Consider the following 12,923-nt stretch of genomic DNA (forward strand, 5'->3'; position numbering starts at 1 on the left):
GCATTTTCGAGGAGTCTTCGCCGCCTTCTGCTCCAATCAACATGCTAAAATTCAACAATAACCTTTAACACAGCCTTAAAAAAAGAGCTAACCGAACAGAACATTCGATTAGCCCTTTTGTTATTTATATACTGTTAAGAAGCGATATGAGTGTAGCCCGTTCTTCTCCCGTTAAACCAACAAGCGGAAGCCTGACTGATCCTACATCCAAACCCTTGATCTGTAAGGCGGTCTTAACTGGCCCAGGGCTTGGTGCGGCAAAAAGCCCCTGCATAAGTGGAAGCAAGTGTTGATGTAATTTAGCAGCTCTAGCCTGTTCCCCATCAAAAAATGCCTTGACCATTTCTTGTAATTCATTTCCAATCACATGTGATGCCACAGAAATAACCCCTGCACCACCAATTGAAAGAACTGGGATTGTTAAACTATCATCCCCACTATAGAGGACAAAATCATCTGCCGTATTTGCAATAATATGTGTCATGGCGTTTAAGTCGCCGCTTGCTTCCTTTACCGCAACGATATTCGGAATTTTAGAAAGACGGATCACCGTCTGCGGCTGAATCGTAACGGATGATCTCCCCGGGATATTATAAACCATCATTGGAAGGGTTGTAGCTTCTGCAATGGCCTTAAAATGCTGGTACAAACCTTCTTGGTTTGGTTTATTATAATAAGGACCGACCGCCATGATTGCATCAACACCAAGCTGCTCAGCCTTTTTGGTTAATTCAACCGAGGCGTACGTATTATTACTCCCCGTTCCAGCAATTACTGGAATACGTTTTTTGACAACTTTCACTACATGATCAAATAGAGCCAGCTTTTCTTCTTTGGAAAGCGTAGGGGATTCTCCCGTTGTTCCCGCAATTACGAGGGAATCAGTGCCATTATCAATTAAATAATTAACCAATTGAGTGGTTTTTCCAAAGTCGATATGCCCATTTTTATCAAAAGGGGTTACCATTGCTGTTGATACTCGCCCGAAATGAACCATTTTAGTACTCCTTTCAATACACAATCGGAACTTATCCGCTGCAAAAAGCAGCATTCATTAAAAACGTTCTTTCTTCTCTATAGCATCAGAAATCATACTCGACTGTTTCTTCCTCTAATTGAAAGGCATCGTGCAAGGAATTGACGGATTTAACTAAGTCCTCTTGTTTAACCAGTACCCAAATAGTTGTATGGCTGTCTGCTGATTGCAAAATACGAATTCCATAATTTGATAAGGCTGTTACGATTTTAAAGGTAATTCCTGGTACTCCTGCGATTCCTGCACCTACAACGGAAACCTTTGCACAATGGCGCTCAACTACCGGTTCATGACCTAACTCTTCTAGGACCTGAATTGCTCGGTCGGTCATTTCATCTGTTACGGTATAGACAACTCCGTTCGGAGAAATATTGATAAAATCAACACTGATTTTTTCATTTGCCATCGCTTTAAATACTTCTGACTGAAGATTATATTGATCTTTTTTAGCAAAGACCTTTATTTGTGTAACATTAGATACATGGGCGATCCCTGTAACGGTGCGTTCTTTAATATCACTGCCGCGATTTTCTTTATTTACAGACGTGACTAATGTCCCAAGAGAATCAGAATAGGTGGAGCGAATTCGAATCGGCACTTTTGCCTGCATAGCAATCTCAACCGCTCTAGGATGAATGACTTTTGCACCCTGATAGGCCAGGTTACATACCTCTGTATAGGTTACAACAGAAAGTGGCCGTGCGTTCTCAGCAATACGCGGATCGGCCGTCATAATCCCTTCTACATCTGTAAAGATATCAATCCATTCAGCGTTCAAGGCTGCACCTAAAGCAGCAGCGGATGTATCACTGCCACCGCGTCCAATCGTGGTTACATCCCCGTTTTTCGCAGCTCCTTGAAACCCTGCCACAACGACAACATCATTCGTCTCTAATTCCCTTAGAATTCTGTCACATTTCATTTCAATGATTTTTGCATTCGTATGATCATTATTAGTACGGAAGCCTGCTTGTGCTCCTGTTAATGCTGTAGCGTTGATTCCGCTCTCTAGTAACATATTGGTAAAGACAATACTCGAGATAACCTCACCGCAGGATAAAAGTAGATCATGTTCCCGTCTAGATATTTTACTAAGATTACCGCCGATTAAGGATAAAAGTGTATCAGTTGCATACGGGTCTCCTTTTCTACCCATAGCAGAAACCACTACAACCACTTTGTAGCCTTCACTTAATGCTTTTTCAATATGGCCTTGGGCATGTTTTCTGCTTTCGTCATCTTTAACAGATGTCCCGCCAAATTTTTGTACAATTATTTTCATTTAACACCAAACCCTGCCTTTATGATGTATCCTTATTTAACTAGACCTAATTCTACTAACCTTTCAGCAATTTGAACTGAATTCCAGGCTGCCCCTTTAAGTAAGTTATCTGAAACCACCCACATATGGAAGCCGCGGTCTTCATCAATGTCTTTTCTAATACGTCCTACGAACACATCATTCTTTCCTACGCAATGTGCAGGCATCGGATATATTTGGTTTTCTGGATCATCCTGTAAAACAACTCCAGGAGCATCCTTTAATAAAGCCTTGATTTCCTGAGCACTGACACCATCTGTTTCCACTTCAAAATAAACTGATTCTGAGTGGCCCACAGCAACAGGAAGTCTTACACAAGTTGCAGAAACTTGTAAATCAGGAAGATGCATGATTTTTTTCGTTTCATTAATCATTTTCATTTCTTCAAATGTATAGCCGTTCTCTTGAAATTTATCTATTTGTGGAATAGCGTTAAATGCAATTTGATAATGATTTTTGTCAGCTTTAACCGGTAAAATTTTAGGTTCGACTGTTTCTCCCGCTAAAATCGATTTTGTTTGTTCCATTAATTCTTCAACAGCCACAGCCCCTGCTCCAGAAACTGCTTGATAGGTGGATACGATGACTTTTTTCAAACCGAATTTTTGACGGATTGGTTCTAACGCAACAACCATTTGAATCGTAGAGCAGTTTGGGTTGGCAATAATGCCCGTGTGTTCATGTAAATCTGCTTCGTTTACTTCAGGTACAACTAATGGCTTATCTGCATCCATTCTGAATGCACTAGTGTTGTCCACGACGATGGCACCACGTTTAACCGCTTCTGGAGCCAGTTCCTTAGACACATTGCCACCAGCACTAAATAACGCAATATCGACACCTTCAAAGCTTTCAGGCTTTGCTTCTTGAATGGTAATTTCCTGTCCATTTACTTCGACTACTTTTCCAGCCGAGCGGGCCGATGATAGTAGGGTAAGTTTGCTAATAGGAAAATTCTCTTTCACTAGTGTTTGGATCATTTGCTGACCAACCGCTCCAGTTGCTCCTACCACTGCAACGTGAAAACCTTTTTGCTGACTCATTTCTAGTTCCCCTTTCAAACCTGCACTGAACATTAGTGGTTATTCTTAAATTTACATCAGAAGGGGTTGACCCCTCTGATGAAAGATTAATTTATTTTAACATATTCTTATTAAGAAATAACCTTTTTTAGCGAAAGTGGGGGAAATTTAGTCGGAATCCTTATATCTTTCCACCAAAACAGGCTGGAGTTGTTTCCCTTCAAGTGCAGCTTCTACTGTTTGCGTTAGCAGCGTCATTCTAGCAACCATTGAATTTGGCTTTTTGACTGGATCGTCTTGACCATATGGAATAAAATAAATATTTTTAGTTGCCATTAGTCTCATGAGATTAACTCCATTTAAGCCTAAAGCATCATTCGTGGAAATTCCAAGGACGACGGGTTTTAAATTCCTTAGTGTCGCCTTGGCGGCCATTAATACCGGACTATCATTCAAAGCATTTGCAAACTTACTCATCGAAACACCTGTTAAGGGTGCAATGACCATGCAATCAAGAGGAATTTTAGGACCTAACGGCTCTGCTTTTACAATTGAGTCAATGACCTTATTTCCAGTTAAGTCTTCTATTCTTTGAATCCAATCTTCCCCCTTGCCAAAACGTGTATCTGTATTTTGAACGGTAAAGGTTACAACTGGCATTACCTCCGCACCGGCTTGAACGAGTTTTTCTATTTCCGGAAATACAGCATCATACGTACAATGTGAGCCTGTTAGACCGAAGCCAATTCTTTTACCTTTTAAACTCATTTCACTTTCCCCTTTCGCTTTCCTAAATCCTCTTGAAGCAGTTGGGCTAGAATATTGGCAAGTATTTGTCCTGCTGTTTTAGGCGCTACTATTCCTGGTAATCCGGGAGCGAGCAGTGCTTTTATCCCTCTTTTTTCTGCATATCTGAAATCCGTTCCGCCAGGCTTAGAGGCCAGGTCGATAATAAGGGTATGGGCAGGAAGTTTTGAGATTACCATGGCTGTAACAATTAGATGTGTTGCTGTATTAATTAAAATATCGGTATCTTTTACTTCATTAACCAATTCACTTAAGTGGAATGGAGTAAGACCCATTTCTGTAATCCTCGCCAGGTGCTCGCTTTTTCTTGCCCCAACCTTTACCTTTGCTCCAAGAGCTGCAAAAGTTCTTGCTACACTCATTCCAACCCTGCCTAAACCTAGTACGGTCACATTCGATCCATGAATAGTAAAGTCCGTATGCTGAATAGCCATCATAATTGTTCCTTCGACAGTCGGGATCGAATTGTAAATGGCAACATCATCCCGTTCAAATAATTGAATCAGGGACCGGTTTGCCTCTTTTGATATTTCATCTAAATAAGAGTTGGAGATGCCTGAATATATGGTGCAATGTTCGGGTGTTTTGCTTACAATATCACCTGTTAAAATCACCTTTTCGTTTGAAAAGATGGTTTCTACCTGTCCTTCTAAGTTTGTTCCAGGCACTGGCAGAATCAGGGCATCGATATTGGAAAAATCAACTTCATCGAGCTTTTCTTTGACTGCACCGGTAAAGGCGTGATCAAGCTGTTCAAATCCAATAAGCGATAATCTCGCGTCTAATTCGGTTAACCTACGGATGATTTCCAGCTGTCTGGCATCACCGCCCATTACGGCTATCTGCATCCCTGTCAGCATGAAAACATTCACCTTCTTTTTTTTATAAATCCAACTTAGAATTCCTTTTACTGTTATCACTTCAACATCTTATGTAAGATTGCTTGATTCGGTGAGTTTTCCATGAAAGGAAATAAAAAAAGCCCAAGCAACGGTTATTTTGCTTGGGCTTCTATCCTATCGGCTATCTTCTCCTGGAACATCAATGATAATCATATCGGAACCTATTTTTTTTATATGCTGCCATGGCACCCTGACTTCCTCTCCTTGTTTACGAAAACCAAACCATTTTAGGGAAGGAATTAGCAGTGCCTGAATCTGACCAGTGTTTTCATTTATTTCTAAATCTGTTTGTCCAAGTACACCAAGTCGCTCTGCCTTTTTTACATCGACAATTTCTTTCCCGCTTAATTCACTTAACCTCATAGCCCTACCCCCCGCCAACACTTTTTCTATTAGTGTATAAAGGGAGGACAAATTTTAGAATAAGAAAAGCGCGATTCGCACTTCTAGCCAATCGACAAGCTGCTCGAAATTTGAGCAAACACTACAGAAAAAAGAGGTATTCCCACTAAAACCGGGATACCTCTTTTCATTAAGCTAATTTATTTGGAAATTCACCATTCGGACTAATTAAGGTTACGGAGTATTTGTCAGTAAAGACGTCTCTTGCCATTCCATCGACACTCTTTTTCGTAACCGCATCAATCTGCTCGATAATTTCATCAAGTGAGCGATGGCGTTTTAAAAGAAGCTCATTTTTTCCATTACGGCTCATGCGGCTATTGGTGCTCTCTAAACTCAACATCAAACTGCCCTTTAATTGTTCTTTGCTATTGGTCAGTTCCTTTTCGGTAATTCCATCTTGCTTTAATTTCTCTAACGTTTCTTGAATGGTCTCAAATAGGAGATCCAGCTGTTTAGCCCCAGTCCCTCCATAGACAGTCAAAATCCCGCTATCTAAATAGGCTGAATGGTACGAGAATACAGAATAGGCTAACCCTCGTTGTTCACGTACCTCTTGAAATAACCTGGAGCTCATGCTGCCGCCTAAAATATTATTTAAGGTAATTAAACTATAAACATCCTCATGTCCAACCTTCAAGCCTTCAAAACCAATACAGAGGTGGGCTTGTTCAGTTTCTTTCTTTCTTGAAATTCGGTTTGAATGAAAAACTGGGATGTTTTCAGGTACTTCTTTTGAATTACCTTGGTAAGAACCAAAATAATTTTCAACTTCCTTAATAAAACTCTCGGAAACATTTCCGGCAATCGAAATAACGACATTTTCGGGTGTATAACGTTGATGAATATATTCCTTTAATGAATCACCTGTAAAAGTATTCAAGGTTTCTTCCGTCCCAAGAATCGGATATCCAAGCGGATGGTCTTCAAAAACTGCCCTGCTCAACAAATCATGAACAATATCATCTGGTGTATCTTCATACATTTTGATTTCTTCCAAGACAACATTTCTTTCTTTGTTTAACTCTTCTTCGACGAAGGTAGAGTTAAAGAACATGTCGGCTAATACATCTAAGGCAAACTTAGAATGCGTATCCAGTACTTTTGCGTAGTAGCAAGTATACTCCTTCGATGTAAAAGCATTTACTTGACCGCCAATACTATCAAATGATTCAGCAATTTCCTTTGCTGATCTTGTTGTTGTCCCTTTGAAAAACATATGCTCAAGGAAATGAGAAATACCATTTGTTTGCGGATCCTCATTCCTAGAACCCGTTCCAATCCATACACCGATCGCAACCGATCGGACGGTAGGAATATTTTCTAGAACAATTCTTACTCCGTTTTGGCAAGTGTACTTATTAATCATTGACTTCCTCCTGTCTATACAGCGAAACTTCAAACAGCAAGGGGATGCCCCACTGCCTAAACTAATCGGACTTTTATAGGCAGCTGCCCCCCGCCTATAGAATATTTTCCTCTAAGTTTTCAAAAGCTGTCTTCTAACTCATGTTTAGTAGGATTATCATGCAGACGCTTCTACTCCAATTATTTATTATACTTACTTAAATGTATTTTCTCCAATTTCTGAGATAATTTGCCTAAATTATTTTATTATTCTTTCCTCATCCATTAATTCACTCACCGTACCGATGTGCAAATTCTTTTTTTCGATTAACGTAATTAACCGATCTAGAGATTTTGCTGTCGATTCAGTAGGATGCATAAGTACCATTGAGCCTTTATCAATTTTAGAGATCACCCGATTAATCAAAACGTCAGGAGTCGGCTTGCGCCAATCAACAGTGTCAACCGTCCACATCACTGTTTTCATGTTTAAATTTTGGGCAATTTTGACCGTTTCATCACGGTAGCTTCCGCTTGGCGGTGCAAACCATACACTTTTTTCACCTGTGGCGGCTTCAATAATTTCATTTGTTTTGATCATTTGTTCTTTTGCCTTCTCGGCTGTCAGCTTGCTCATATCTGGATGGGAATAGGAATGATTTCCTACTTCATGACCAGCACTTACAATCATTTTGGCGAGTTCAGGATTTTTTTTTGTCCAGTTCCCTTCAAGGAAAAAGGTGGCAGACACGTTATGCCTTTTTAATGTTGCAAGCATATCGGATAAATATTCATTCCCCCATGCTACATTTATAATGAAAGAAACCATTGGTTTATCAGGATGACCTTTATAAATAGGAGTGGGCGGTAAATTTTCAAGATGCACCTTTGGTTTTGTTTGGACGAACACAAGCTTCCGCTCATCAAATTCGCCTTTTTTCTTCATCTTTTTATATGATGCTGCTATATCTACTTTCAGTCCATTATATCCTGGAATAGCCTTCCAAACAGGATCAATCCTAGCATCAGAAGGCGGGATTTCATATGTATCTGCATCTTTCACTATTCTTTGATACAGAGGATCTGTCTGCTTCATGACCGGAAGTGCAGATTCTGTTAATGATGCTATATAGTCTTCAACAATAGGATTGTTGACGGAAAACCAAGCTGCCAAACAAATTACAATCGATATACCAGCTTTTTTCATCTACCATTCCCCCTTCCTTAAAGATTATGTCTAAAGAGGACAAGGTAGAACAATAGAAATCTAAACCGTTTTGCACAAAAAAAGTCAGGGATTCCCTGACTTTTTCCTTTTACTTATCACTTCAAAATTACTGTTTTTCTTCTGCCTTTTCACGCTGTTCTTTTAAAACTGCTTTACGAGACAGGTTTACCCGGCCTTGCTTGTCAATTTCGGTTACCTTTACCAAAATTTCATCGCCAATTTTCACGACATCTTCCACTTTTCCTACTCGCTCTTCAGCAAGTTCAGAAATATGAACTAGTCCGTCTTTTCCAGCGAAGATTTCAACAAAGCAGCCAAACTTTTCAATCCGCTTAACCTTACCAAGGTACATTTCACCTACTTGAACTTCACGGACGATATCTTCAATGATTTTCTTCGCCTTTTGATTCATTTCTTGATTAGTAGAAGCAATAAAAACTGTACCATCTTGTTCGATATCAATCTTAACGCCGGTTTCTTCAATAATCTTATTGATTTGCTTACCGCTTGGTCCAATAACATCTCGAATCTTATCTGGATTGATCGTCATCGTTAAGATTTTTGGAGCAAATTGCGATAGCTCTGTTCTTGGTTCCGTAATTGTAGCGAGCATGGAATCCAATATATGCATTCTGCCCACTTTTGCTTGCTGTAGGGCTTCTTCTAAAATCTCACGAGATAGACCTTCAATTTTAATATCCATCTGAAGAGCTGTTACACCCTTTGCTGTTCCGGCAACCTTAAAGTCCATGTCTCCTAGATGGTCTTCCATACCTTGAATATCAGATAAAACCGTATAATGCTCACCAGATTTAACGAGCCCCATTGCAATCCCCGCAACTGGAGCCTTGATTGGCACACCGGCATCCATCATCGCTAGTGTACTTGCACAAATACTAGCCTGTGATGTGGAACCATTGGATTCAAGTACTTCCGAAACAAGGCGGATTGTATATGGGAAATCTTTTTCAGACGGAATGATCGGTTCAAGGGCACGTTCTCCAAGTGCACCGTGTCCAATTTCACGTCGGCCTGGACCACGGATTGGACCTGTTTCCCCTACACTAAAGGATGGGAAGTTATAGTGGTGCATAAACCGTTTTTCCTCTTCAATTCCTAAACCATCAAGAATCTGAACATCTCCCATTGCCCCAAGAGTACAAATACTTAATGCTTGAGTCTGTCCACGGGTAAATAAACCGGAACCATGCGTACGAGGTAAAATGCTTACCTGGGAAGACAATGGACGAATTTCATCTATTTTACGGCCATCAGGACGAACCTTTTCAACCGTAATTAACCGACGGACTTCACCCTTAACAATCTTGTCCAAGATTTGCTTTATTTGCTTCATATCTTCATCGGTAGCTTCTTGTTCTTCGTATTTTGCAATAACTTGGTTTTTAACCTCTTTAATAGCATCCTCACGAGCATGCTTTTCTTGAACTTGAATCGCCTTTACCATGTCAGATTCACAAAGGTCTCTAACCTCAGCTTCAAGTTCTTGATCGATTTCATATAGGCTGATTTGGCGTTTTTCTTTTCCAATTTCAGCGACAATTTTTTCCTGGAATTCAATTAAACGCTTGATTTCATCATGACCAAACATGATCGCTTCTAGCATGATTTCTTCAGGTACTTCCAAAGCCCCTGCTTCTACCATGTTAATCGCATCTTTTGTGCCAGCAACCGTTAAGTGAATATCACTTTTTTCCGCTTGTTCAACCGTTGGATTAATAACAAATTCATTATTTACACGTCCAACTACCACACCCGCAATCGGCCCCTCAAAAGGGATATCAGATGTACTCAGTGCTAACGAAGAGCCGAACATAGCAGCCATTTCAGTTGAACAATCCTGATCAACGCTCATGACAATGCTGATAACTTGTACATCATTTCGGAACCCATCGGCAAAAAGCGGACGAATCGGACGGTCAATCAAACGGCTTGCTAATATAGCCTTCTCACTTGGTCGTCCTTCCCGTTTAATAAAACCACCAGGGATTTTACCCACCGCATATAGACGTTCTTCGTAGTTAACCGTTAATGGGAAAAAGTCGAGGTTTTTTGGCTCTTTTGATGCAGTGGCTGTACTTAATACAGCTGTATCTCCATAACGGACTAAGACTGCACCGTTTGCTTGCTTCGCTAATTGGCCAATTTCAACCGTTAATTTACGGCCGGCCCAATCCATTGAATATTCATGTTTTATTTGTTCCATATTTTTACCCCTCTCTAACTAAATCCTTAGAAGGATGATACGAAAGAAAAACCCTCTCGGTTAATCATCAAACTAATTCTACCTCATATAAAAAAAGCCTTTAAAGCTTATTGTTTAAACCAAATTATTAATAGTATGCACAGAAAAGCTTAGACTTAAAATTATGTATAAAAAAATGTTTTTTTGCTAACAAAAAAGCGGGAAAAATCCCGCTTCTGTTACTAACGACGTAGACCAAGCTTATTAATTAATACACGGTAGCGTTGTACATCTTTATTACGTAAGAAAGTTAAAAGATTACGACGTTTACCTACCATTTTCAAAAGACCGCGACGTGAGTGGTGATCTTTCTTGTGTGTACGTAAGTGCTCGTTCAAATTATTGATTGATTCTGTAAGGACAGCGATTTGAACTTCAGCAGATCCAGTGTCGCTTTCATGAGTTTTGTACTCATTGATAAGTTCGTTTTTACGTTCTTGAGTGATTGCCATCCGGTTCACCTCCTAAAATTTTCATATCCCCTGTTACCGAGCAAGCGTCGGAGACTCGACTTGCCAAGTAAAGGTTTGTTTTAATACGTATTTAAGAATACATGGTTTTACAGCAAAATGCAAGTTAAAACCTGAACATATTGTAAGAAATCCTTCTTTTTGCAATGAAGTTAGAAAGTTTGTCGATTTTCTTCAAAATAATCAAGTGCGTTTTGTTTATCTTTTTCAATTTGGGTAACAAGCTCGTCGATACCAGAAAATTTCTGTTCTTTACGAAGGTAAAGATGCCATTCAATTACGACCTCATTGCCATAAATATCCTGATTATAATCAAACAAGTGAACTTCTACAGAAAGTTTTAAGGATTCTTTATTAAAGGTAGGTTTATAGCCAACATTACATACTCCATCAAACCAGCGCTTAGCAACCTTAAATCTTACGGCATAAACACCCGTTGGCGGAATTATATATTCGTCATAAAGATCAACATTGGCTGTAGGAAAACCAATTGTTCGTCCGCGTTTATCGCCGTGGACAACAATTCCTGTTGTCGTATAGTAGCGACCGAGTAGAATCGGGAGTTCAATTGTTCCCCCCTCCTTGAGCAGGCGGCGGATCCTTGTAGAACTTACCTTTTCATTCCCTAGCACATATTCGGGAACAACCGTATAGCTAAATTGATCTCGTGAATGGAATGGCAAGGTCTCCATCGTACCTTTGCCCATCCTGCCATAGGTAAAATCAAATCCTGCCACAACGTGTTGAACATTTAAACCAATCACATATTGGTCAATAAATTCCTGTGGTAATAGAGAAGCAAATTCTGGGGTGAACTCAATAATAAATAAATAATCAATCCCCAGGTTTTCAATTATGTTCACCTTTTCGGATAAGGGAGTAATATAGTGAACATGCTGTGTATTCTTCCCTAATACGACGGATGGATGAGGGTCGAACGTCATAACAGCACTAGATAGAGCCTTTTCTTCCGCCTGCCTTTTTGCCTCAAGAATTACTTGTTGATGTCCGAGGTGGACACCATCAAAATAACCTAAAGCCATAGCTAAAGAAGGTAACTCTGGATTAACAAAATTAATGGGGTAACTAAGCCGTATTACTTCCAATGAAACTCACCTTTTCTATTCCGTACCTTATTATTAACTCTCGTTTCGTAATACCTTAACGGGTTTGAGGAGATCTGGCTTGCTGGGATGCTTAGCATAAATAGCGAGTGCCGTACCATCGTCCGTTTCAGCGATAATTGGTCCGTTAATTGTTTTTAAATGATCTGGTGTTTGTAACAGTGCACCATTTTTCACTTTCTCTGCTACTTTATCATTAATACGAAATTTCGGCAAATGAGAGAGTGCGGTTTCTAACGGTCTTAAAACGTTCGAAATCGTCCCCGCTTCCATATACTTTTCGATGTCTTCAAAGGTTAAACAATCCTCCAAATGAAAACTGGCTGATTGAATTCTTTGTAAATATGACATATGGGCAGGAAATCCAAGAATCTCGCCAATCATCACCGCCAACGTACGGATATATGTTCCTTTGCTGCAGCGAACCTGAAAACGAAATGTAATGCTTTCCCCCTCAAATTGCTCTCGTTCATCAAGTAAATCAATCGAGTAAATGGATACCACTCTTGTTGGCCGTTCCACCTCTATCCCTTTTCGGGCATATTCGTAAAGACGGACACCTCCTACCTTAACGGCTGAATACATGGGCGGTGTTTGTTCAATCTCTCCGGTCAATGATTGAAGCACCTGTAAAATTTCTTCCCTTGTAATCACTCGATTAACAGCTTTGCGTTCTACTACCTCACCAGAAGAATCCTCCGTTGTCGTAGAGAATCCAATTGTTACTTCCCCTAAGTAGGCTTTGCCGGCATCTGTTATGTATTCCGCTACCTTTGTGGCTTTGCCAATACAAATTGGCAGGACCCCCGTTACGTCTGGATCTAAAGTGCCGGTATGACCCACTTTTTTTGTTTTTAATATTTTCCGCAGCCTAAAAACACAATCATGTGAAGTAAGGCCTGCCGGCTTATATAATGGTAAGATTCCTTCCATTTCACTGCACCCTTCGATATCTATTTTTATGATTGGTTGTGTTAAAGGTTAGTTGATTGGAGCGGAAG

General features: G+C 40.0%; 12 protein-coding genes. All 12 read right to left on the minus strand.

Going from position 1 to position 12,923, the window contains the following annotated elements; translation table 11 throughout:
* Positions 1-124 precede the first annotated feature (124 nt).
* On the minus strand, positions 125-997 hold the full coding sequence (dapA, locus tag V7077_RS07425) for a 4-hydroxy-tetrahydrodipicolinate synthase (RefSeq protein ID WP_335499990.1): 873 nt from the start codon (positions 995-997) through the stop codon (positions 125-127).
* Between the two features lie 85 nt (positions 998-1,082).
* Positions 1,083-2,318 carry an aspartate kinase gene (dapG, locus tag V7077_RS07430; protein WP_335499992.1) on the minus strand — a complete coding sequence of 412 codons (1,236 nt, stop codon included), beginning with the start codon at positions 2,316-2,318 and terminating at the stop codon, positions 1,083-1,085.
* Positions 2,319-2,350: 32 nt separating this feature from the next.
* A complete protein-coding gene (gene asd, locus V7077_RS07435) occupies positions 2,351-3,400 on the minus strand; it encodes an aspartate-semialdehyde dehydrogenase (RefSeq protein ID WP_335499993.1) in 1,050 nt (349 codons plus the stop codon).
* 147 nt (positions 3,401-3,547) lie between these two features.
* A complete protein-coding gene (dpaB, locus tag V7077_RS07440) occupies positions 3,548-4,147 on the minus strand; it encodes a dipicolinate synthase subunit B (RefSeq protein ID WP_335499995.1) in 600 nt (199 codons plus the stop codon).
* Positions 4,144-5,046 (minus strand): dipicolinic acid synthetase subunit A, encoded by a 903-nt coding sequence (gene dpaA / locus V7077_RS07445; protein WP_335499997.1) that lies wholly within the window; start codon positions 5,044-5,046, stop codon positions 4,144-4,146. The genes dpaB and dpaA overlap by 4 nt, the downstream gene beginning before the upstream one ends.
* 156 nt (positions 5,047-5,202) lie before the next feature.
* Positions 5,203-5,451, minus strand: a complete 249-nt coding sequence (locus V7077_RS07450; protein WP_335499999.1) for a YlmC/YmxH family sporulation protein — start codon at positions 5,449-5,451, stop codon at positions 5,203-5,205.
* Between the two features lie 169 nt (positions 5,452-5,620).
* Positions 5,621-6,859, minus strand: a complete 1,239-nt coding sequence (locus tag V7077_RS07455) for a M16 family metallopeptidase (protein WP_335500001.1) — start codon at positions 6,857-6,859, stop codon at positions 5,621-5,623.
* Positions 6,860-7,096: 237 nt separating this feature from the next.
* A complete protein-coding gene (locus tag V7077_RS07460; RefSeq protein ID WP_335500003.1) occupies positions 7,097-8,044 on the minus strand; it encodes a polysaccharide deacetylase family protein in 948 nt (315 codons plus the stop codon).
* A 127-nt stretch (positions 8,045-8,171) separates the two neighbouring features.
* Positions 8,172-10,289 (minus strand): polyribonucleotide nucleotidyltransferase, encoded by a 2,118-nt coding sequence (gene pnp / locus V7077_RS07465; protein ID WP_335500005.1) that lies wholly within the window; start codon positions 10,287-10,289, stop codon positions 8,172-8,174.
* A 221-nt stretch (positions 10,290-10,510) separates the two neighbouring features.
* Positions 10,511-10,780 (minus strand): 30S ribosomal protein S15, encoded by a 270-nt coding sequence (gene rpsO / locus V7077_RS07470; protein ID WP_024026799.1) that lies wholly within the window; start codon positions 10,778-10,780, stop codon positions 10,511-10,513.
* 170 nt (positions 10,781-10,950) lie between these two features.
* The gene (gene ribF, locus V7077_RS07475) at positions 10,951-11,904 is read right to left on the minus strand and encodes a bifunctional riboflavin kinase/FAD synthetase (protein ID WP_335500009.1); all 954 of its coding nucleotides are present in this window, start codon (positions 11,902-11,904) and stop codon (positions 10,951-10,953) included.
* Between the two features lie 33 nt (positions 11,905-11,937).
* Positions 11,938-12,855 (minus strand): tRNA pseudouridine(55) synthase TruB, encoded by a 918-nt coding sequence (gene truB, locus V7077_RS07480; RefSeq protein ID WP_335500011.1) that lies wholly within the window; start codon positions 12,853-12,855, stop codon positions 11,938-11,940.
* Positions 12,856-12,923 lie beyond the last annotated feature (68 nt).

The organism is Neobacillus vireti, assembly GCF_036962465.1.
GTDB classification, from domain to species: Bacteria; Bacillota; Bacilli; order Bacillales; family Cytobacillaceae; genus Neobacillus; species Neobacillus vireti_B.